Here is a 22,189-nt window from a genome sequence, read left to right as displayed (position 1 = left end):
ACCCGGCAGTCACTGCTGCGACCACCGGGTCATCGGGACGCTATATTAACGCTTCTTGCGGTTAGCGACATGGATTGCGTGACCATTTACGGCCAGCGCAGCTTCATGCATTGCCTCGGACAGCGTCGGGTGCGAGAAGACCATCATGCCCAGGTCTTCGGCACTGGTACCGAATTCCATGGCAATGGCGCCCTGCTGCACGAGTTCGGCAGCGCTCGGACCAATGACGTGTACGCCCAGAACGCGGTCGGTCTTGGCATCGGCAATCATCTTGACGAAGCCGCCGGTGTCGTTGGCAGCCATGGCGCGGCCACTGGCAGCAAACGGGAACACGCCCACGTTGAACTCAACACCTTCGGCTTTGAGCTGCTTCTCGTTCTTGCCGACCCACGCGATTTCCGGGTGGGTGTAGATAACAGACGGAATTAGGTCGTAGTTCATGGCGGCCTTGTGGCCAGCAATACGCTCGGCAACCATCACGCCCTCTTCCGAGGATTTGTGGGCCAGCATCGGACCGCGAACCATGTCACCTACAGCATAGACGCCCGGCACGCTGGTCGCGCAGTAGTCGTCAACGTAAACCATGCCGCGCTCATCCAGATCCACACCGCAATCGGAGGCCAGCAGGTTCTCGGTGTAAGGACGACGGCCAACGGCAACAATCAGCTTGTCAAAGGTCAGCTGCTGCTCGCCTTCGCTGTCAGTGAAAGAAACAGTGACCTGCTTGCGCTTGATCTCGGTGCCGGTTACACGGGCACCCAGACGGACCTGCAGGCCCTGCTTGGTGAAGGTCTTCAGGGCTTCTTTGGCCACTTGCTCGTCAGCCAGACTCAGGAAAGAGTCGAGTGCTTCAAAGACAACAACCTCAGCACCCAGGCGGCGCCAGACAGAACCCAGCTCCAGGCCGATAACGCCAGCGCCGATAACGCCCAGCTTCTTCGGTACAGAGGAGAATTCCAGAGCACCGGTGGAGTCGACGATGATGTCGTCGGTCAGCGGCGCTGGCGGAATGTTGATCGGCACGGAGCCGGAAGCCAGGATGACGTTTTCTGCGTCGATAACGGTGACGTTGCCATCCGGCGCAGTCACTTCGACCTTCTTGCCAGCCAGCAGCTTACCGTGGCCTTCAATGCTGGTAACGCCGTTAGCCTTGAACAGCGCAGCAACGCCGCCGGTCAGTTGCTTGACGATCTTGTCCTTGCGCTCAACCATAGCCGGCACGTCCATGTTGACGCCCTTGACGTCGATACCATGGACCTTGAAGCCGTCTTTGGCCTCGTGGTACTTCCAGCTGCTGTCCAGCAGTGCCTTGGACGGGATACAGCCAACGTTCAGGCAAGTGCCGCCCAGGGCCTGCTTGCCATCCTTGCCAACGTATTTTTCGATACAGGCCGTTTTCAGGCCGAGTTGTGCGGCGCGGATAGCGGCAACATAGCCGCCGGGGCCCGCACCGATGACTACCACATCGTATTTCTGACTCATGAGCAAATCCTCTGTTGGCAGCAGTATTCAAAAAGGCGCCCGGCAGCACGCGTGCCGGGCGATTAATCTGCTGCTGAAAACCCGTGTTATCGATCAGACGTCCAGCAACAGACGCGCCGGGTCTTCCAGCAAATCCTTGATCGCAACCAGGAAGCTCACCGCTTCCTTACCGTCGATCAGGCGGTGATCATAGGACAGCGCCAGGTACATCATCGGCAGGATGACAACCTGACCGTCAACGGCCATCGGGCGGTCCTGGATCTTGTGCATGCCCAGAATAGCGGCCTGCGGCGGGTTGACGATCGGGGTAGAAACCAGTGAACCGAAGACACCACCGTTGGAGATGGTGAAAGTGCCGCCGGTCATTTCTTCCATGGTCAGCTTGCCGTCACGCGCCTTACGGCCGTAGTCAGCGATGGTGCCTTCAATGTCTGCCAGGCCCATGTGCTCAGTGTTGCGCAGAATCGGCACAACCAGACCGCGGTCGCTGGACACGGCGACACCAATGTCCTGATAGCCGTGGTACACCACGTCGTTGCCGTCGATCGAGGCGTTGACTGCCGGATAGCGCTTGAGCGCTTCGGTAGCCGCCTTGACGAAGAAGGACATGAAGCCCAGACGGACGCCATTGTGCTTCTTCTCGAACAGGTCCTTGTACTTCTTGCGCAGATCCATGACCGGCTTCATGTTGACCTCGTTGAAGGTGGTCAGCATGGCCATGCTCGATTGCGCATCAACCAGACGCTCGGCGATACGGGCACGCAGACGAGTCATGGGTACGCGCTTCTCGACGCGATCACCCTCGCCCAGTGCAACAGCGGCAGCCGGAGCAGCAGCGGCAGGCTTGGCAGCCGGAGCAGCAGGCGCGTTCTTCTTGGCCTCGATGGCGTTCAGAACGTCTTCCTTGGTGACGCGACCACCTTTGCCGGTGCCAGCGATGTCGGCGGCAGCCAGGCCGTTTTCTTCAGCCAGCTTGCGTGCGGCCGGCGACAGCAGCGGCTCTTCACCACTGCTTTGCTCGGCAGCCGGAGCCGCTTCTGCCTTCGGCTCTTCCTTCTTGGCAGCGGGCGCGGAGGCCGCTTCGCCATCTTTCAATACACCCAGTACTTCACCGCTCAGCACGGTGTCGCCTTCGGCCTTGGCGATGTCACCCATGACACCGTCAGCTTCGGCAAGAACCTCCATCACAACCTTGTCGGTTTCGATATCTACCAGCAGTTCGTCGCGTTTTACCGCGTCGCCCGGCTGCTTGTGCCAAGTGGCAACAGTACCGTCGGCAACCGACTCGGGAAATGTAGGGGCTTTGATTTCGATAGCCATTGTCGATCCTTATTAATCTCTGTTGTCTGGCTGCGCTCAGACGGTAAAAGCGTCTTGCAGGAGTTTTTCCTGCTGTTCCGCGTGCATGGAAGGATGTCCACAGGCCGGTGCGGCGGAAGCCTCACGTCCAGCGTAGTCCAGATACAGATTCTTGGTCTTGTGCTGGGAAAGCACACGGCGCATATGGTGCTGGCTGCAGTACCAGGCGCCCTGGTTCATCGGCTCTTCCTGGCACCACACCACCTTCTTCAGGTGCTTGTAGGGCGCCAGAACCTCGGCCAGATCATCCTCAGGGAACGGATACAGCTGCTCGATACGCACGATGGCGATGTTGTCCGCTTCTTCGTTGCGGCGCTTCTCCAGCAGGTCGTAATAGACTTTGCCGCTGCACATGATCACGCGATCCACTTTCTTCGGATCGATCGCGTCGATCTCGGGAATCACGGTCTGGAAGGACCCGTCGGCCAACTCTTCCAGGGTTGAAGTGGCCAGCTTGTGGCGCAGCAGCGACTTGGGCGTCAGGGCAATCAGCGGCTTGCGCAGCGGACGGATCACCTGACGGCGCAGCATGTGATAAACCTGCGCCGGCGTAGACGGCACGCACACCTGAATGTTGTGCTCGGCAGACAGCTGCAGGAAACGCTCCAGGCGCGCTGAAGAGTGCTCCGGACCCTGACCCTCGTAGCCGTGCGGCAGCAGCATGGTCAGACCACACAGGCGTCCCCATTTGTGCTCGCCACTGGTGATGAACTGGTCTACCACCACCTGAGCACCGTTGAAGAAGTCACCAAACTGGGCTTCCCAGATGACCAGCGCATTCGGGGTGGTGGTGGCGTAGCCGTATTCAAAGGCCAGCACCGCTTCCTCGGACAGCAGCGAATCATGGATGTCGAAACGCGGCTGGTTCTCGCTAAGCTTGCGCAGCGGCACGTAGGCGCGGCCATCGTTCTGGCTGTGCAGCACGGCGTGGCGGTGCGAGAAAGTACCGCGACCCACGTCCTGGCCGGTGATGCGCACCGGGTGACCTTCGTGCAGCAGCGTGGCGTAGGCCATGGTTTCGGCAAAGCCCCAGTTCAGCGCCAGCGCACCGGCAGCCATCTTGCGACGGTCTTCGATGATCTTGCCAACCTGACGCTGCAGTACCAGACCATCGGGCAGGTCAGTCAGCTTGTTGGCCAGCTCCTGCAGGGTTTTCAGATCAAAACTGGTGTCGTGACGCGCAGTCCACTTGTGATTCAGGTAAGGCGCCCAGTCAACGAAGGAACCGGTGTCGGGCTCCTTGACCAGGCTCTTCACCACATGGTCACCATTATCGAGGGCGTTGCGGTACTCCTCGAAACGCTCCTGCACCTCATCGCTGGTCAGCACGCCCTCGCCTACCAGGCGTTCAGCGTAGATGTCGCGAGTGGTGGGATGCTTGGTGATCACCTCATACATCAACGGCTGCGTACCGGACGGCTCATCCGCTTCGTTGTGACCACGGCGGCGGTAGCAGACCATGTCGATGACCACGTCACGCTTGAACTGCATGCGGTAATCAACCGCCAGCTGAGTAACGAACAGCACGGCTTCCGGATCGTCACCATTGACGTGGAAGATCGGCGCCTGAATCATTTTGGCAACGTCGGTGCAGTACTCGGTGGAGCGCGCATCGTCCTGGCGGCTGGTAGTAAAGCCGACCTGGTTGTTGATGACGATGTGAATAGTGCCACCGGTCTTGTAGGCACGGGTCTGGGACATCTGGAAGGTTTCCATGACCACGCCCTGCCCTGCGAAGGCGGCGTCGCCGTGGATACTGATCGGCAGCACCTTGTCACCGGTGGCGTCCAGACGGCGGTCCTGACGGGCGCGTACCGAGCCCTCAACCACCGGAGACACGATCTCCAGGTGAGACGGGTTGAACGCCAGCGCCAGGTGGACTTCACCGCCGGAGGTCATCACGTTGGACGAGAAGCCCTGGTGGTACTTCACATCACCGGAGCCCATGTCGACCTTTTTCTTGCCTTCGAATTCGTCAAACAGCTCGCGAGGGTTCTTGCCGAGGGTGTTGACCAGGACGTTCAGACGGCCACGGTGTGCCATGCCAAGCACAACTTCCTGGGTGCCGTAGGAGCCGGAGCGCTGAATGATCTCGTCCAGCATCGGAATCAGGCTCTCGCCCCCCTCAACACCGAAACGCTTGGTGCCCGGGTATTTGGTGCCCAGATACTTCTCCAGGCCTTCAGCCGCGGTCAAGCGCTCAAGCAGGTGACGCTTGGTGTCGGCGCCGAGCTGGGGCTTGCCGCGCACGCTTTCAATACGCTGCTGGAACCAGCGGCGCTGGGTGGAATCGACGATGTGCATGTACTCGATACCGAAGTTCGAGCAATAGGTCACCTTGAGTGCGTCGAGGATTTCACGCAGGGTCGCTTCGTCCTTGCCGATCTGCAGCTCACCGGTACGGAATACGGTGTCCAGATCTGCGTCGGTCAGGTCGTAATCAGCGAGGGTCAGATCAACGATTTCTTCGCGCTTCCAGAGCCCCAGCGGGTCAAGGTTGGAAGCTTGATGGCCACGCATCCGGAAGGCCTGAATCAGGCGCAGGACATCAATCTGTTTCTTTTCATGCTCGCTGCTGACAGCGCCACCGCTGGCGGCCTGAGGCCGGCGATTGCTCTTGGCAAGATGAAGGAAGTGATCGCGGACGGTGGAATGGGGTACGTCCGAACCGGCATGGCCGTTTACCTGGGGCAGCTTCTGGAAGTAGCTGCGCCACTCTTCGGCAACGCTGTTCGGATCTTGCAGATAGAGCTCATAGAGCTCTTCAACATAGGAGGCATTCCCACCGTCAAGGTGAGAGGTACTCCACAGCTGCTGCATTACGCTGTCTGGCATGCTTGGTCACCCTCTATAAGGGGACACCACCTGGCGCTAAGACCATTAATTGGCAAGGCAAAGCCTTGTCATCCGCGCGAAACATGCTGGCGTTGATCCGGGAGCAGTGTCGCTGCCTCCGATCCTGCCGCCACCTATTCCGTTGAACGGAAAATTGCCGGCCCCGACAGATAGTTCGGGTGTTACCCGAGTGCCCCTGTTGGTTTAGGTACATATACAAACCGCTGCTTTTTGAGCGTGCGGTTCGTTAAAAAACTGTCCGGCTCCTTGTGCCAGGAGCCGGCTCAGGCCAACTTAATGCAATTACAACCGATCAGGTACCGCTTTGCAGCAACATGTTGCGGATGTGACCGATAGCGCGGGTCGGGTTCAGACCCTTCGGGCACACATTCACACAGTTCATGATGCCGCGGCAACGAAATACGCTGAACGGATCATCCAGAGAAGCCAGACGCTCGGAGGTCTTTTCGTCGCGGCTGTCCGCCAGGAAGCGGTATGCCTGCAACAGACCAGCCGGGCCAATGAACTTGTCCGGGTTCCACCAGAAAGAAGGACAGGAAGTCGAGCAGCATGCACAGAGAATACACTCGTACAGGCCATCCAGCTTCTCACGCTCTTCAGGTGACTGCAGACGCTCGATAGCGGGCGCCGGCGTGTCGTTCTGCAGATACGGCTGCACTTTTTCGTACTGCTTGTAGAAGATGCTCATATCTACAACCAAGTCACGAATTACCGGCAAACCAGGCAACGGACGCAGCACCAGCTTGTTGTTCTTCACGACCGCAGACAGCGGAGTGATACAGGCCAGGCCGTTTTTGCCGTTGATATTCATGCCGTCAGAGCCGCAAACGCCTTCGCGGCAGGAGCGACGGTAGGAAAAACCGACGTCCTGTTCCTTGATGAGGGCCAGCACGTCAAGAACCATGATGTCCTTGCCGTTGGTGTCGACCTGGAAGTCCTGCATGAACGGGGCGTTGTCGCTCTCCGGGTTATAACGATAAACACTTACTTGCAACATATCGATGACCCTCAGTAGGTGCGCACTTTAGGCTGGAACGTCGGAACAGTCTTGGGCGAGAAGTTAACTGCACGCTTTCTGAGTTCTTTGGTACCCGGCATGAACAGGCTGTGGCACAGCCAGTTCTCGTCATCGCGATCTTCGAAGTCTTCGCGAGCGTGGGCACCACGGCTTTCCTTGCGGCCCTCTGCTGCAATGGCGGTGGCTTCGGCCACTTCGAGCAGGTTTTGCAGTTCCAGTGCTTCGATACGTGCAGTGTTGAACGCTTGGCTCTTGTCGTCGATCTTGACGTTGGCGATGCGCTCACGCAGGTCGGCAAGTTGCTTGATGCCTTTCTGCATGTACTCACCGGTGCGGAATACACCGAAGTAGTTCTGCATGCAGTCCTGCAGTTCCTTACGCAGCGGTGCAACGTCTTCGCCGGTGGCGCGCTCGTTGATACCCGCCAGACGAGCCAGCGACTCATCGATGTCGGACTCGGAGGCACCACGGTATTCGATGCCTTCTTTCAGTGCCGACTCAAGGTGCAGACCGGCAGCGCGGCCAAAGACAACCAGGTCAAGCAGCGAGTTGCCGCCCAGACGGTTGGCGCCGTGAACCGATACGCAGGCGATTTCGCCAACAGCGAACAGGCCTTCAACGATCTTGTCGTTGCCTTCAGCGTCCTGGGTGATGGCCTGACCGTGGATGTTGGTAGCCACACCGCCCATCATGTAGTGACAGGTCGGAACAACCGGCACCGGCGCGGTAACCGGGTCAACGTGCGCGAAGGTTTTGGACAGCTCACAGATACCGGGCAGGCGGCTGTGCAGCACTTCTTCACCCAGGTGATCCAGCTTCAGCAGTACGTGATCCTTGTTAGGACCTACGCCGTTACCAGCCAGGATTTCTTTGACCATGGAGCGCGCAACAACGTCGCGGCCGGCCAGGTCTTTCGCGTTCGGAGCATAACGCTCCATGAAACGCTCGCCCTGGGCGTTGATCAGGTAACCGCCTTCACCACGGCAACCCTCGGTAACCAGTACACCGGCACCGGCGATACCGGTCGGGTGGAACTGCCACATCTCGATGTCCTGCACCGGCACACCGGCACGCAGAGCCATACCGACACCGTCGCCGGTGTTGATCAGGGCGTTGGTGGTCGAGGCATAGATTCGACCGGCGCCGCCGGTGGCCAGCACGGTTGCCTTGGCACGAATATAGACGGTCTCGCCGGTCTCGATGCAGATGGCGATAACACCGACGATGGCGCCGTCCTGGTTCTTGACCAGATCGACTGCATACCATTCGTTCAGGAAGGTGGTGTTGTGCTTGACGTTGTTCTGATACAGCGTGTGCAGCAGGGCGTGACCGGTACGGTCGGCAGCAGCACAGGTACGGGCAGCCTGGCCACCCTCACCGAAGTTCTTGGACTGACCACCGAACGGACGCTGATAGATGCGACCGGTTTCAGTGCGGGAGAACGGCAGACCCATGTGTTCCAGTTCGAAGACCGCTTCCGGACCTACGGAACACATGTACTCGATCGCGTCCTGGTCACCGATGTAGTCGGAACCCTTGACGGTGTCGTACATGTGCCAGCGCCAATCGTCATTCGGATCAGCAGAAGCAATGGCACAGGTAATACCGCCCTGGGCGGATACGGTGTGCGAGCGAGTCGGGAATACCTTGGTTACAACAGCAGTCTTGTGACCACCTTGAGCCAGCTGCAGCGCTGCGCGCATGCCGGCACCGCCGCCACCAATGATGATGGCGTCAAAAGTCAGTGTGCGAATAGTAGACATTTAGTTACCCCAGAGAATCTGCACGCCCCAGACAAACAACACGAACATGACCAGACCGCAGACCGCCTGGAACAGGAAGCGGACAACGGTGGCAGACTTGCCAAGCGCCATGGGAGTCAGGTAGTCGGTTGAGATGGTCCACATCCCGACCCAGGCGTGCACACTCAGCGCCACCAAGGCAAGAATACTGAAGATACGCATCCAGTTCTGGGCGAACAGACCCTGCCAGTCGGCATAGGTCAGACCCGGGTTGCAGATCAGGTAACCAAGCAGAAACAGTACATAGACAGCCAGCAGTACAGCGGAGACGCGCTGCGCCATCCAGTCATACAGGCCGCTGCGAGACAGGTTGGTGACATTCGTTACCATATCCACACCCCCAGAAGAACAATCACGATGGCGGAAACCACGATTACTACCTGCGAACCACGTTTGCCGCTTTCCAGCCCTTCACCGACACCTGCGTCCATTACCAGGTGACGAACACCGGCGATCAGGTGGTAGAGAAGCGCAGACAGAATGCCCCAGATGACCAGCTTGGCCAGGGGGTTCTGCAGACAGCTCTTGACCTGCTCAAAGCCGCTCTCCGAACTGAGAGAGGTGTCGAGCATCCAGAGCAGAATTGCGATTGCGACGAACAGGATAACGCCAGAAATGCGATGCAAAATTGACGTGTAGGCGGTTACAGGAAGCTTGATTGTCCTGAGGTCAAGGTTGACGGGTCTTTTGCTATTCACGGCTATATTCACACTCATGGCCCTGTGGACAGGGCTGGATTATAGGAAGATGCACTTTGACACCTTTAATGACCCGCCCCAGCAGCCTCTGGCGAAGCCCTGCGGGTCACTTTGCCGGTCAAGGAGTATAGTGACTTAGGCCATTGATTACAACGGAACAGCCGGCGGGAAACGCTCTGTTTCCGCGCTGCCAAGTCTAGCCAAACAACAAGAAAAGCTTGCAATTAAACCTTTTAATTGACCTCATTTCCTTTCACTATCCGCACAATTGACAAACCGATTTATCACCTTATAGTGATGCGGGCCCTGCGTGGGGGGTCACCTTTTCGATACAGCAAAACAGGAGGCCATCAATGGCTGACAAAAAAGCGCAGTTGATCATCGAGGGCGCGGCCCCCATCGATCTGCCGGTCTACTCAGGGACCATGGGCCCCGATGTCGTGGATGTCCGCGGCCTCACTGCTGAAGGCGTATTCACCTTCGATCCAGGCTTTATGGCCACCTCTTCCTGCGAATCCAAGATCACCTATATTGATGGTGAGAAAGGCGTACTCCTGCACCGCGGCTACCCCATTGACCAGCTGGCAGAGAAGTCCGACTTCCTGGAAACCTGCTTTCTGCTGCTCAAGGGCGAACTCCCCAGCGCAGAAGAGAAAACCAAGTTCGATAACACCATCAAGAACCACACCATGGTTCACGAGCAGCTGAAGAACTTCTTCAACGGCTTCCGCCGCGATGCTCACCCGATGGCTATCATGTGTGGCGTCGTTGGCGCCCTCTCCGCTTTCTACCACGACTCCCTGGACATCAACGATCCGCACCACCGCGAAATTTCCGCCATTCGCCTGATCGCCAAGATGCCGACCCTGGCCGCCATGGTCTACAAGTACTCCATGGGCCAACCCATGATGTACCCGCGCAATGACCTGAGCTACTCCGAAAACTTCCTGCACATGATGTTCAACACACCCTGTGAAGAGAAGAAGATCAGCCCGGTACTGGCCAAGGCAATGGACCGCATCTTCGTCCTGCACGCCGACCACGAGCAGAACGCCTCCACCTCCACTGTACGCCTGGCCGGCTCTTCCGGTGCCAACCCGTTCGCCTGTATCGCAGCCGGCATTGCAGCACTGTGGGGACCGGCTCACGGCGGGGCCAACGAAGCGGTACTGCGCATGCTGGACGAGATCGGCGATGTGTCGAACATCGAAAAATTCGTTGCCAAGGCCAAGGACAAGGACGACCCGTTCAAGCTGATGGGCTTCGGTCACCGCGTCTACAAGAACTTCGATCCGCGCGCCAAGGTCATGAAAGAGACCTGCGACGAAGTACTGGCCGAGCTGGGCATCAACGACCCGCAACTGGAACTGGCCATGAAGCTCGAAGAGATCGCGCGCAACGATCCCTACTTCAAAGAGCGCAACCTGTACCCGAACGTCGACTTCTACTCCGGCATCATCCTGAAGGCGATCGGCATTCCGACCGAAATGTTTACCGTTATCTTCGCCACCGGCCGCACCCCGGGCTGGATTGCACACTGGAACGAGATGATCAGCGGTCCGTACAAGATTGGCCGTCCGCGCCAGCTGTACACCGGCTCGACCCAGCGCGACTACCCCAGCAAGTAAGTCGTCGCCCGCAGCCAATAAAAAACCCGCCTCGGCGGGTTTTTTATTGGCTGGTATCCAGCCGACGCCAGACATGAGCAGCTGAAGGCGATTATCCAAAAGCCTTCGCACTGTACAGGTCATTACGGCCACCACTGTACCGCAGCAAATCACGCCAGACGTGATTGTATAGGCAGCTCCACCCTACCACCCGACGGAGCCTGCCACGCCATGTCCGCCAGAGATCTTGCATTCGCCTTGCTGGTCATTTTGCTCTGGGGGCTCAATTTTGTCGTGATCAAGGTTGGCCTGGACAGCCTGCCTCCGATGTTGTTGGGCGCAACACGTTTCACGCTGGCAGCCATTCCCGCCATCTTTTTCATTCGCCGACCACAGGTACCACTACGCTGGCTTGTCGCCTATGGCCTGACCATTTCCTTCGGTCAGTTCGCCTTCCTCTTCAGCGCCATGGACAACGGCATGCCCGCCGGACTCGCATCGCTGGTGCTGCAGTCGCAGGCGTTTTTCACCCTGCTGCTCGCGGCCCTGCTGCTGTCCGAGAAAGTGCGCGCGCACAACCTGATCGGCCTGCTGGTGGCGGCAACGGGGTTACTCTTCATCGGGCTGCACAGCGGCGCCAGCATGACCACCACCGGCTTGCTGCTGACACTCTGCGCTGCGTTGATGTGGGCCTGCGGAAACATCATCACCAAGCGCGTTGGCCAGGTTGACCTGACGGCGCTTGTGGTCTGGGGGAGCCTGGTCCCGCCACTGCCATTTCTGGCCATGTCACTCTGGCTGGAGGGGCCTGCGCGGATTACCGATGCATTGGCCAATATCAGCGGCGCAGCACTTTTTGCCCTGGCCTACCTGGCGTTCGGCGCAACATTGCTCGGCTACAGCCTGTGGAGTCGGCTGCTGTCTCGCTATCCTGCCGGGCAGATTGCCCCCTTCTCGATGCTGGTCCCTGTCATCGGGCTCAGCTCCGCAGCCGTGTTGCTGGACGAGGAGCTCAGCCAGCTCCAGCTGATCGGCACCATCCTCATCATGGGCGGCCTGACAATCAACGTATTTGGTGCGCGACTGGGGCGCCGCCGTCAGCAGGCCGCATCAACGCCGGTTGCCGACTCCAGCCAGCCAATGATGCGCAACGCATCCGTGCGCGACTGACCACACACGGATGCCTCCGGCAGAAAGCCCGAGCATACTGCCGGGCGCTCCGGCGAGCCGAAAATCGCGCAGCGCATATCCGCCAATAACTGCACGCAAGGCACGCCTGCCGGCTTACCGCCAGGCATGCCGGGAATCGGCGAGGTGATTGAAGGCGCCGTACAGCAGGCACCACACTCGGCGCGGCACTCCATCAGCTGTCGCGCTGCAGCCGCGCAATCAGACTGGAGGTATCCCAGCGACCGCCGCCCATCGCCTGGACATCCGCGTAAAACTGATCGACCAGCGCGGTTACCGGCAAGCGAGCACCGTTGCGCCCCGCCTCCTCCAGCACAATCGACAGGTCCTTGCGCATCCAGTCGACGGCAAAGCCAAAGTCGAACTCGCCATCGAGCATGCTGCGGTAGCGATTTTCCATCTGCCAGGACTGAGCCGCACCTTTGCTGATAACCGACACCACCGCATCGCCGTCAAGACCTGCCTGCTGGGCGAAATGCATCGCCTCCGACAACCCCTGCAGCAGTCCGCCAATACAGATCTGGTTGACCATCTTGGTCAGCTGCCCACTGCCGACCGGCCCCATGAGCCGCAGCATGCGCGCGTAGCAACTCAGAATCGGCCTGACCAGATCGAACACCGCTTCATCGCCGCCCGCCATAATGGTCAACTGACCGCTTTCTGCACCCGCCTGCCCACCGGAGACCGGAGCATCCAGAAAGCCGACGCCCTGTTCGCCAGCCAGTGCCGACAACTCCCGCGCCACGCCAGCAGAGGCGGTTGTATGGTCAACCAGCACCATGCCATTGTGCGCACCGGTCAAGACACCCTGCTCGCCGCAAACCACCTCACGCAGGTCATTATCATTACCCACACACAGCAGCACCACATCCTGACCGCGCGCGGCCTCGGCAGGGGTCGCCGCCGACTTCCCGCCATAGCTCTCAACCCAGCTGGCGGCCTTGGCGGCCGTACGGTTGTAAACGGTGACCTGATGGCCGGCCCGCTGCAGATGGCCCGCCATGGGATATCCCATCACGCCCAACCCGATGAATGCGACGTTTGCCATACCGCTTCTCCTCTGGCTCTGATCGCGCCACGCGATCTGCTTCGATTGTGCTCACTGCGAGCAATTGCCCGCCCCAGCGGCGCTCGGCATAATGAGCGCCCTTTTCATGTTCAGGAGTATCGCCCGTGTTTCAGGTAAATCAGTATTTCGACGGTCAGGTTGCCTCCATTGCCTTCAAACAACCTGAAGGCGCCGCTACCGTGGGCGTCATGGCCGCGGGCGAATATGAGTTTGGCACCAGCCAGCTGGAAATCATGCACGTCATGAACGGCGCGCTGACCGTGAAATTGCCGGGCAGCGACGAATGGAATACCTACAACGCCGGCGATCAGTTCACCGTACCCGCCAACAGCCGCTTCAATCTGAAGGTAGAGCGCGATACCGCGTACCTGTGCGAGTACCGCTAAGTGCCCTGCCCGGCGCGCCCTGCGCCGGGCTTTTTCAGAACCCTTCCGGCGCTTCGGTCATACCGACGCGGTAGCCTTCGACAAAGGCCTCAGGCATGCGTTTGGGCCGGCCGGTCGACAGCTCGATGCAGACAAAGGTCGTGCGCGCCCGCAACAGTGTCGCGCCGTCCGACTTGCGCACCAGCTGAAAATGCCGGGTCATGCGCAACTTGCGATCCCAGCTGAAAATCCAGGTCGCCATTTCCAGCTCGTCACCTTCATAGGCCGACGCCAGATAGTCGATCTCATGGCGCAGGACCGCCATGGCGCGGTTCAGCTCGCGGTACTCGGCCAGCCCCAGCCCGAGCGACTGTGAATGCTGCCAGGCGCAGCGCTCGAGCCAGCGCACATACACCGCGTTATTGGCATGCCCAAGCTCGTCGATATCGTCCGCACCGACCAGGATCGGCAGAGTGAAAGGCGTTGGCAGATCCCAGCTCACGAAATACATCTCCCCAAAAACAGATTCACCGCAATGTGATGACCGATGGTACTACAAAGACACGTCAAGGATGCGCAGCAGAGCCATGCAAAGCGGCTGCGCGTGGCGTAGTCTGAGGGGCACCCGTTGCCACAGAGTGCCCGTCATGTTCAAGCAGCTGAATTTTCCCATCCTGCTCATCCACCCGGCCATTGGCCAGAACAACGTCGCCGGCCGTCAGCTTGAGGCGCTATTCCAGGCTTTGGATGAAGAGGGTTTTGAAGTTCTGGGCGCAGAACACCTGGAGGAAGGCCGCCTCATCGCAGAGGCCCATCGCGGCCTCTCCTGCATCCTCTTTACGCCAGAGGCAGTGCCGGACCTGCAGGAAGTTGAAGCGCTGTTCAGCGCGGCCCACAGCCGCTCCCCCGAACTCCCCATCATGGCATTGAGCACGCGGCAGAGCATTGACCCGGAATTGCTCTCGGCACTGCGCGAACTGCATCAGATACGCGGCATCATCTACCTGTTCGAGGACACCCTGCCGTTCATAGCAGGCCAGATCGCTCGCACCGCACGCAGCTATCTGGCGCAGCTGCTGCCGCCGTTTTTCAAGGCGCTGCTCGATTACACAGGGCGCGCCAGCTACTCCTGGCACTCCCCCGGGCACGGCGGCGGCGTCGCCTTTCGCAAAAGCCCTGTGGGCCGCGCCTTTCATGATTTCTTTGGCGAAAACACCCTGCGCTCCGACCTCTCGGTGTCAGTGCCCGGGCTGGGCTCACTGCTTGACCATACCGGCCCGGTGGCTGAAGCCGAGCACCACACTGCCCGGGTGTTTGGCGCCGATCACAGTTTTTACGTGGTCAACGGCACCTCTACCGCCAACAAGATCATCTGGCACGCCTACGTCACCCGCGACGACCTGGTCCTGGTCGACCGCAACTGCCACAAGTCAATCCTGCACGCGATCATCATGACCGGTGCCATCCCCATTTACCTGACGGGCTCACGCAACGACTACGGCATCATCGGCCCGATTGCCCACGACCGCTTCAGCGGCGCGCAACTGGCCGAACACATCGCCAACCACCCGCTACTCAAGGACCGTGATGCACCACGCATCCGCCTGGCGGTCCTGACCAACTCGACTTACGACGGCCTTTGCTACAACACCGACATGATCGTCGAACAGCTGCAGGACCGGGTAGAAGTCCTGCATTTTGACGAAGCCTGGTTTGGTTACGCCGCCTTCCACCCCTTCTATCATGGCCGCCACGGCATGAGCCGCAGCCGCCCGCGCGCCAGCGGCCACCCACTGCTGTTCGCTACCCAATCCCCGCACAAGGTGCTTGCCGCACTCTCTCAGGCCTCGATCATCCTGGCCCGCGACAGTGCGGACCAGCAGCTGGACCACGAGCGCTTCAATGAGGCGTACATGATGCACACCTCCACCTCCCCGCACTACGGCATGATTGCCTCCATCGACGTCGCCACCGGCATGATGGCGGGTCCGGCAGGCGAATCGCTGGTACAGGAAACGCTGGACGAGGCCCTGTCATTCCGCCGCGCGATGCAGCAAAGCGCCGAGCAACTGGATGACGAGCAATGGTGGTTTGATGTCTGGGAGCCTGAAGACGCTCTGGAGAGCGACAATCTGCACAGCAAGGACTGGACCCTCAAGGACCGCGTCGACTGGCATGGCTTCGGCACCATGGCTGATAACTACGCGCTACTGGATCCGATCAAGGTCAGCTTGCTGACACCGGGCGTCGAGGAGAAGGGTCGATTGGCCAAAAGCGGCATCCCCGCCACCCTGGTCACCCGCTTCCTGGCCAACCGCGGCCTGGTTGTCGAGAAAACCGGTCTGTACTCCTTTTTGATCCTGTTCTCTCTGGGTATCACCAAGGGCAAATGGAGCACCTTGCTGTCGGAGCTACGCGAGTTCAAGCGTCTCTACGACCTGAACGCGCCACTGGAAAGCACCCTGCCTGATATTGCCGGGCAACCGCCTTACGCCGGCCTGGGATTGCGCGATTTGGGCGAACAGCTGCACCGCTGCTACAAACAGCACTCACTGGTGCGCTTGCAGCGCGACATGTACACCGAGCTGCCACAGATGCACCTGCGGCCCGCCGACGCCTACCAGCAGATGGTACGCGGCCATGTCGAGCCAGTGCCCGTTGACGCACTCAGCGGACGCATGAGTGCGGTCATGCTGGTGCCCTACCCGCCCGGTATTCCCGTCATCATGCCCGGGGAGCGCTTTCCCGAGGATAACGTGATTGCCGCTTACCTGGACGCCGCCATCGATCTGGAAACGCGCTTTCCGGGATTTGGCAACGACATACACGGCCTGCGCAACGACCTGATCGCCGGCGAGCGTCGCTGGCGAGTGGACTGCCTGGTCGAATAGCTGAATGAAGCCGAACAAATCGCGAGCAAAAAAAAGCCGACATCAGACGATGTCGGCTTTTGAAATGGTGGAGCTAAGCGGGATCGAACCGCTGACCTCCTGCATGCCATGCAGGCGCTCTCCCAGCTGAGCTATAGCCCCAGGTCTTGCGACCCTGACACACTTGCGTGCATCGGTAAAAATGGCGTCCCCTAGGGGACTCGAACCCCTGTTACCGCCGTGAAAGGGCGGTGTCCTAGGCCACTAGACGAAGGGGACGCAATCCCTTCTCTGAACAGGCTGGAATCTGTTCAGCAGTGTAGAAAACAGGCCAACGCGAACGTCGACCAAAAAACTTGGTGGAGCTAAGCGGGATCGAACCGCTGACCTCCTGCATGCCATGCAGGCGCTCTCCCAGCTGAGCTATAGCCCCGTCTCAACGACGGTGCGCATATTAAGATTGACGCTCTGGCCTGTCAACAGAAATTTACGCAAAACAGCAACTTATCTAAAACACAGCCACAAGCTGGAAGCTGTAAGCCGCAAGCTGATGGGTAAAGCAGCCACAAGCGGCAAGCGATAAGCCGCAAGCTGATTGGGGTGGCGGCGAATCGCGGCGCAAGGGTCGAACCCCGCGCCGCTTTTGCTTCTAGCTTGCCGCTTGAGGCTTGAGGCTTGCCGCTTCAGATGCTCTCCAGTTCCTTCTGCCACGCCTTGTTCTCTTTCTTCGAGGTGCCGCCCAGCAGTTCGACGGTCTGGCGCAAACGGTAGCGCGTGAGGTCTGGCCCCAGGTGTGCCATGGCGTCGAGCACCGATACAGAGCTGGCCTGGCCGGTAATGGCCGGGAACAGCAATGGCATCAGATCGCGCAGCTTCAGTTCCATATAGGCTGCGACAGCCTGAATGACACCGGTGATGTTGTCCTTATCCCAGTCGCGCAGCGCTTCCAGCTTCCAGAGCAACAACTGCAGCGCCTTGCGCACGCCCTCGGCGTCCAGCTTTTTGTGCACAAACAGCTCAGGTGCGGGATCAACCTTGCCGGCCATAAAGAAGCCCAGCAGGTTCGGCAGGTCACTGAAGGTTTCTACCCGGGTCTGAGCCAGCGAGATCATCGGTTTGAGATACGCCGGATTAAGCGCCCATTGCTGCACTGCAGTGGCAAAGTCGTCCTCTGACAGCTCGCGAATCCACTGCCCGTTCAGCCAGGACAGCTTCTCGATATCGAAGATAGGACCGCCCAGTGAGACGCGCTGAATGTCGAAGTGCTCGACCATTTCTGCCAAGGTGAACTTTTCCCGCTCATCCGGCATGGACCAGCCCATACGGCCGAGATAGTTCAGTAGCGCTTCAGGCAGATAGCCCATGCGCTGGTAGAAGGTGATGCTGGTCGGGTTCTTGCGCTTGGACAGCTTGCTCTTGTCCGGGTTACGCAGCAACGGCATATGGCACAGCGCAGGCATGTCCCAGCCGAAGTATTGGTACAGCAGGATATGTTTGGGCGCGGAGTTGATCCACTCCTCACCACGCAGTACGTGGGTAATGCCCATCAGGTGGTCATCTACGACGTTGGCCAGGTGATAGGTCGGCAGACCGTCGGCCTTCATCAGCACCTGCATATCGACCTGTTCCCACGGGATGTCGATCTCGCCACGCAACATGTCCTGCACCTTGCAGGTGCCTTCGCTCGGCACTTTCATCCGTACGACATGGGGCTCACCTGCCGCAACGCGGGCACCCACCTCATCGGCGCTCAAATGCAGGCAGTGACCGTCATAGCCGGGCGTTTGCTTGTTGGCCATCTGCTCGGCGCGCAATGCATCCAGACGCTCACTGGAACAGAAACAGCGGAAGGCGTGCCCCTTCTCAATCAGCTCCTCGCTATGCTGATGATAGATGGCGCTGCGCTCACTCTGACGGTAAGGACCGTGGGGACCGCCGACGTCCGGACCTTCATCCCACTCCAGCCCAAGCCAGCGCAGCGAGTCGAGAATCTGCTTCTCGGAGGCAGCGCTGGAGCGCACCTGGTCGGTATCTTCGATACGCAGGATAAACTGGCCGCCGTGCTGGCGGGCAAAGCACTGATTGAACAGCGCAATGTAGGCGGTGCCGACGTGCGGATCACCGGTCGGGGAAGGCGCAATGCGGGTACGAACAGTCATGGACTCTCTCGATCTGGCGTCCCGCCAAGGCGGGACTGACTTCAGGGATGCAGCGGATTTTATCAGGGCTTACGCCTCGACCTCTATATGACTCGACGAGCGCAGATGCAGCTGCTCGACGACAAAATCGATAAAGGCCTTGACCTTCATGGCCTGGAAACGGCGCGACGGGTACATTGCGTACAGCTCACTGGACGGCAGCTCGGCCTGCTCAAGCACACGTACCAAGGTACCGGCCTCGACGCAGGGCTCGGCAATAAATGCCGGCACGTTGATGATGCCTACGCCGGCCAGTGCAGCCTCGCGAGCAAAGGTAATGTTATTGACCACCAGCACCGGATTGATGGGCACGCTGGCCGCTGGCGAGTCGAAACGCCACTTGCGCGCGCCGTCCACCAGGGCGTGAATGCAGCGATGATCGGACAACTCCTCCGGGCTCTGCGGCATGCCATAGCGTTGAATGTAGTCGGGGCTGGCGTACAACTGCCTGGGACTGGTCATAAGTCGCCGGGCAACCAGACTGGAGTCCTGGGGGCGCCCAAGATAGATGACCACATCGACGCCCTCTTCCACCGGGTCAACCACCCGCGTGGTCAGCTCGACTTCGACCTGAATGGCCGGATAGCTGCGCATGAACTCGCCCACAACGCCGCCCAAAAACAGTTGACCAAATTCGATGGGAGAGCTCACCCGCAGCAACCCCGTGGGCTCGCGCTGCAACTGCATGATGGCCTGCTCGGCCTCAGAAAACTCCTGCATGATCTGCCGGCAACGCTCGTAGTAGGCCTGCCCCACCTCCGTGAGACGCAGCTTGCGCGTGGTGCGATTGAGCAGGCGCACGCCCAGGCGCTCTTCAAGCTGGGCAAGGCGTCGACTGACCGTGGACTTCTGCATCCCCAAAGTGGCGGCGGCACTGGTAAAACTGTGGCATTCAACGACTCGCGTAAAAATCAGCGCATCATCCAAACCCATAGGTACTGTTCCCTGGCTGCAACAAAGTTTCCAGATTCTAGCGCCTCCGACGCTATGGGGAACAGTGATAGAGTGCAGTCAGAAAAATAAATGAGAAATGGTATGTCTGCCCGAGTTAGAGCCCGTCTGTTCGTCTTTCTGCTTATCTGCGCCACAGTGGGACTTGCCGCTTTCGCGCATTGGTGGCTGGTCGGTCGTTACTTTGAAGAAACCGATAACGCTTACGTTCAAGGCGATATTACCTACGTCTCCAGCCGGCTGTCGGCCCAGGTCACCGAAGTACTGGTCGAAGACAACCAGGCCGTGGCCCCAGGCGATTTGCTGGTACGCCTCGATGCTCGCGACTTCGAGATCGCCCTCGCTGAAGCCAACGCCAACCTCGCCACCCGCCGCGCCGAGCATCAACAGGCGCAATCACGCCTGGTCCAACAAGACAGTCTGATCGCCGCGGCTGCCGCCAACGTCGACGCCAGTGAGGCGGAACAGCGCCGTATCGAGCTGGATATCAAACGCATTACCCCGCTACGCCAATCGGGCTACGCCTCCGAAGAGCAGCTCAGCAACTACCGCGCCCAACTGGAAGTGGCCCGCGCGCAAGTCAGCAAGGCGCAGGCCGATCGTCAGACGCAACAGCTGGCCAAGGACACCCTGGCTGCCGATATTGCCCGCCTCGATGCCCAGATTCAGGTGGCCGAGGCGGCAGTACAGCAGGCGCAACTTGACTTGGAGCGCACGGAGATCCGCGCGCCCGTTGCCGGGCGGATCGGCCAGCGCAATGTTCGTATCGGTCAGAACGTTTCCTCCGGCAGCAACCTGCTGGCGGTGGTGCCCGATACTGATCTGTGGATTAAGGCCAACTTCAAGGAAACTCAGATCAGCCGCATGCACGAAGGGCTGAAAGCCGAGCTGGTATTCGATACCTTTCCCGATCAGCCGGTGACCGGCACCCTACAGAGCCTTTTCCCGGCCTCTGGCGCCCAGTTCAGCCTGCTGCCGCCAGACAACGCGACCGGCAACTTTACCAAGGTGGTGCAGCGCATTCCGGTCAAGCTGGTGGTCGATGCGGACAGTCCGTTGACGGGACTGATTCGTCCGGGCATGTCGGTTATGGTCAAGGTCGACCTGCGTGACTGACGCTGGCTCGGCCCACGATATTCCGCCACCCGGCAGGCGCGACTGGATAGCGCTGCTGAGTGCGATCCTTGGTGCCTTCATGGCGATTCTGGATATCCAGATCATCAACTCGTCGCTCAAGGACATTCAGGGCGCGCTGTCGGCGACCGTCGAAGAAGGCTCCTGGATCTCTACGTCGTACCTGGTCGCGGAAATCATCATCATCCCGCTGGCTGCCTGGTTGACCATGATCCTGTCGCCACGGCGATTTGCCGTGACCATTTCGGCGATCTTCGTCATCGCCTCCCTGCTCTGCTCCATGGCCTGGAATCTGGAAAGCATGATCGTCTTCCGCGCCCTGCAGGGTCTGGCGGGCGGCGCACTGATCCCCTTTGCCTTTACCCTGATCCTGACCAAGCTGCCGCCAGACCAGCGCCCCAAGGGCATGGCGATGTTTGCCATTACCGCCACCTTCGCGCCCTCCATTGGCCCCACCATTGGTGGCTGGCTGACCGAAAACTTCGGCTGGGAATACATTTTCTATATCAACATCGTGCCGGGCATCCTGATGGCGACCGGTCTGATGTATGGCCTCGACAAGGGCAAACCCCGCTGGGAATTGCTGCGCCAAGGCGACTATTTCGGCATCGTGACCATGGCGATCGGCCTTGGCTGCCTGCAGGTCTTTCTCGAAGAGGGTCACCGCGAGGACTGGTTTGAATCCAATCTGATGGTCGCACTGGCGGTGATCAGCTTTATCGCGCTGGTCAGCTTTGTGATCGTGCAGCTCACGCGCGACAACCCGCTAGTCAACCTCAGACTGCTCAAAGACCGCAACTTTCTGCTGGGCAGTCTGGCCAACATCGGCCTTGGCGTCGGCCTGTACGGCACCGTGTTCGTACTACCGGTCTACCTCGCGCAGATCCAGGACTACAACGCCCTGCAGATCGGCCAAGTCATCATGTGGATGGGTGTTCCCCAACTGCTGATCATCCCGCTGGTCCCCATCCTGATGCGCTTTATCGACGCCCGCCTGCTCTGCTCCTGCGGCTTCTTTCTGTTTGCCTTCGCCAGCTTTTACAGTGGCAGCCTGAGCCTGGACTTCGCGGGTGACCAGTTTATTGCGATCCAGATATTCCGGGCCTTCGGCCAGCCCATGGTGTTGGTCCCCATGTCGATCATTGCGACCGCGATGATTGCACCATCCCAGGCCGGCTCCGCTTCCAGTCTGTACAACATTCTGCGCAACCTCGGCGGCGCCATCGGCATTGCCGCACTGGCCACCATTCTCGACAGCCGGGCCAAGTACTATTTCGACTTCCTGCGTGAGCACATTACGCCGGGCAACCCGGCCTTCGAGGAGCGTATGCAGCTACTCACCAGCCAACTCGGAAACGAGCAAAGTGCGCTGCAGCTACTCAGCAACCAGGTGCACCAGCAGGCTGCGATCATGGCCTACAACGATGCCTTCCACCTGATCGCCATGATGCTCGGCTGCTCGATGGTGTTCGTGCTGCTTTGCCGACCACTGCCCAAAGCACCGGCGCCAGCCGCGACTACCGAGCCACAACCGGCGCACAGCTGAGCAGCACGCCCCGCAACTGTGTCTTTTTTTGAGCGCTCTATAGCAA

The 22,189-nt window shown here is 59.5% G+C and carries 18 protein-coding genes and 3 tRNA genes; 6 read left to right on the top strand and 15 right to left on the bottom strand.

The features are described 5' to 3' along the window. Positions 1 to 45: 45 nt before the first annotated feature. The 7 genes from lpdA to sdhC form a co-directional block, all read right to left on the bottom strand. Positions 46 to 1,482, bottom strand: coding sequence for a dihydrolipoyl dehydrogenase (lpdA, locus tag CNQ84_RS12275; protein ID WP_083729186.1), 1,437 nt, complete (start codon positions 1,480 to 1,482; stop codon positions 46 to 48). 93 nt (positions 1,483 to 1,575) lie between these two features. Next, positions 1,576 to 2,802: a 2-oxoglutarate dehydrogenase complex dihydrolipoyllysine-residue succinyltransferase gene (odhB, locus tag CNQ84_RS12270; protein WP_096005149.1), complete on the bottom strand. Its 1,227-nt coding sequence runs from the start codon at positions 2,800 to 2,802 to the stop codon at positions 1,576 to 1,578. A gap of 36 nt (positions 2,803 to 2,838) precedes the next feature. Further along, positions 2,839 to 5,676 carry a 2-oxoglutarate dehydrogenase E1 component gene (locus CNQ84_RS12265; protein ID WP_096005148.1) on the bottom strand — a complete coding sequence of 946 codons (2,838 nt, stop codon included), beginning with the start codon at positions 5,674 to 5,676 and terminating at the stop codon, positions 2,839 to 2,841. A 313-nt stretch (positions 5,677 to 5,989) separates the two neighbouring features. Further along, positions 5,990 to 6,694: a succinate dehydrogenase iron-sulfur subunit gene (locus CNQ84_RS12260; RefSeq protein ID WP_083729180.1), complete on the bottom strand. Its 705-nt coding sequence runs from the start codon at positions 6,692 to 6,694 to the stop codon at positions 5,990 to 5,992. A gap of 11 nt (positions 6,695 to 6,705) precedes the next feature. Then, positions 6,706 to 8,478 carry a succinate dehydrogenase flavoprotein subunit gene (sdhA, locus tag CNQ84_RS12255; RefSeq protein WP_096005147.1) on the bottom strand — a complete coding sequence of 591 codons (1,773 nt, stop codon included), beginning with the start codon at positions 8,476 to 8,478 and terminating at the stop codon, positions 6,706 to 6,708. Continuing rightward, positions 8,479 to 8,847 carry a succinate dehydrogenase, hydrophobic membrane anchor protein gene (sdhD, locus tag CNQ84_RS12250; RefSeq protein ID WP_083729176.1) on the bottom strand — a complete coding sequence of 123 codons (369 nt, stop codon included), beginning with the start codon at positions 8,845 to 8,847 and terminating at the stop codon, positions 8,479 to 8,481. Next, positions 8,841 to 9,227, bottom strand: coding sequence for a succinate dehydrogenase, cytochrome b556 subunit (sdhC, locus tag CNQ84_RS12245; RefSeq protein ID WP_096005160.1), 387 nt, complete (start codon positions 9,225 to 9,227; stop codon positions 8,841 to 8,843). The genes sdhD and sdhC overlap by 7 nt, the downstream gene beginning before the upstream one ends. A gap of 341 nt (positions 9,228 to 9,568) precedes the next feature. Here sdhC and gltA point away from each other — a divergent pair, with 341 nt between their 5' ends. Both gltA and CNQ84_RS12235 read left to right on the top strand, forming a co-directional pair. Beyond that, positions 9,569 to 10,843 carry a citrate synthase gene (gltA, locus tag CNQ84_RS12240; RefSeq protein ID WP_083729174.1) on the top strand — a complete coding sequence of 425 codons (1,275 nt, stop codon included), beginning with the start codon at positions 9,569 to 9,571 and terminating at the stop codon, positions 10,841 to 10,843. 210 nt (positions 10,844 to 11,053) lie between these two features. Beyond that, positions 11,054 to 11,992: an EamA family transporter gene (locus CNQ84_RS12235; protein ID WP_096005146.1), complete on the top strand. Its 939-nt coding sequence runs from the start codon at positions 11,054 to 11,056 to the stop codon at positions 11,990 to 11,992. On the opposite strand, the gene CNQ84_RS20675 is transcribed toward CNQ84_RS12235, so the two are convergent. After that, a complete protein-coding gene (locus tag CNQ84_RS20675) occupies positions 11,920 to 12,186 on the bottom strand; it encodes a YkgJ family cysteine cluster protein (protein ID WP_096005145.1) in 267 nt (88 codons plus the stop codon). The genes CNQ84_RS12235 and CNQ84_RS20675 overlap by 73 nt on opposite strands. Continuing rightward, positions 12,186 to 13,058: an NAD(P)-dependent oxidoreductase gene (locus CNQ84_RS12225; protein WP_096005144.1), complete on the bottom strand. Its 873-nt coding sequence runs from the start codon at positions 13,056 to 13,058 to the stop codon at positions 12,186 to 12,188. The genes CNQ84_RS20675 and CNQ84_RS12225 overlap by 1 nt, the downstream gene beginning before the upstream one ends. 125 nt (positions 13,059 to 13,183) lie before the next feature. Here CNQ84_RS12225 and ppnP point away from each other — a divergent pair, with 125 nt between their 5' ends. Further along, positions 13,184 to 13,465 carry a pyrimidine/purine nucleoside phosphorylase gene (ppnP, locus tag CNQ84_RS12220; protein ID WP_096005143.1) on the top strand — a complete coding sequence of 94 codons (282 nt, stop codon included), beginning with the start codon at positions 13,184 to 13,186 and terminating at the stop codon, positions 13,463 to 13,465. A gap of 34 nt (positions 13,466 to 13,499) precedes the next feature. Here ppnP and CNQ84_RS12215 read toward each other — a convergent pair whose 3' ends face one another. Continuing rightward, positions 13,500 to 13,946, bottom strand: coding sequence for an acyl-CoA thioesterase (locus CNQ84_RS12215; protein ID WP_096005159.1), 447 nt, complete (start codon positions 13,944 to 13,946; stop codon positions 13,500 to 13,502). Positions 13,947 to 14,091: 145 nt separating this feature from the next. Between CNQ84_RS12215 and CNQ84_RS12210 the strand changes: the two genes are divergently transcribed. Next, entirely contained in the window at positions 14,092 to 16,335 is a 2,244-nt protein-coding gene (locus CNQ84_RS12210; protein WP_096005142.1) for an Orn/Lys/Arg family decarboxylase, read from the top strand. Positions 16,336 to 16,400: 65 nt separating this feature from the next. Here CNQ84_RS12210 and CNQ84_RS12205 read toward each other — a convergent pair. The 5 genes from CNQ84_RS12205 to CNQ84_RS12185 form a co-directional block, all read right to left on the bottom strand. Then, positions 16,401 to 16,476 (bottom strand) — tRNA-Ala (locus CNQ84_RS12205). Positions 16,477 to 16,517: 41 nt separating this feature from the next. Further along, a tRNA-Glu gene (locus CNQ84_RS12200) sits at positions 16,518 to 16,593 on the bottom strand. Between the two features lie 78 nt (positions 16,594 to 16,671). Next, positions 16,672 to 16,747, bottom strand: a tRNA-Ala gene (locus tag CNQ84_RS12195). Positions 16,748 to 16,997: 250 nt separating this feature from the next. Continuing rightward, positions 16,998 to 18,473 carry a glutamate--tRNA ligase gene (gltX, locus tag CNQ84_RS12190; RefSeq protein ID WP_096005141.1) on the bottom strand — a complete coding sequence of 492 codons (1,476 nt, stop codon included), beginning with the start codon at positions 18,471 to 18,473 and terminating at the stop codon, positions 16,998 to 17,000. 69 nt (positions 18,474 to 18,542) lie between these two features. Next, on the bottom strand, positions 18,543 to 19,445 hold the full coding sequence (locus tag CNQ84_RS12185) for a LysR family transcriptional regulator (protein ID WP_096005140.1): 903 nt from the start codon (positions 19,443 to 19,445) through the stop codon (positions 18,543 to 18,545). Positions 19,446 to 19,547: 102 nt separating this feature from the next. On the opposite strand from CNQ84_RS12185, the gene CNQ84_RS12180 reads away from it, so the two are divergent. After that, positions 19,548 to 20,579: an HlyD family secretion protein gene (locus tag CNQ84_RS12180; RefSeq protein ID WP_096005139.1), complete on the top strand. Its 1,032-nt coding sequence runs from the start codon at positions 19,548 to 19,550 to the stop codon at positions 20,577 to 20,579. After that, positions 20,572 to 22,143 carry a DHA2 family efflux MFS transporter permease subunit gene (locus tag CNQ84_RS12175; RefSeq protein WP_245841365.1) on the top strand — a complete coding sequence of 524 codons (1,572 nt, stop codon included), beginning with the start codon at positions 20,572 to 20,574 and terminating at the stop codon, positions 22,141 to 22,143. Before CNQ84_RS12180 ends, CNQ84_RS12175 begins: the two co-directional genes overlap by 8 nt. The last annotated feature ends 46 nt before the right edge of the window (positions 22,144 to 22,189 follow it).

Source organism: Pseudomonas abyssi (genome assembly GCF_002307495.1).
In the GTDB taxonomy this organism is placed as follows: domain Bacteria; phylum Pseudomonadota; class Gammaproteobacteria; order Pseudomonadales; family Pseudomonadaceae; genus Halopseudomonas; species Halopseudomonas abyssi.
This window is presented reverse-complemented; position numbering and strand designations above follow the sequence as displayed.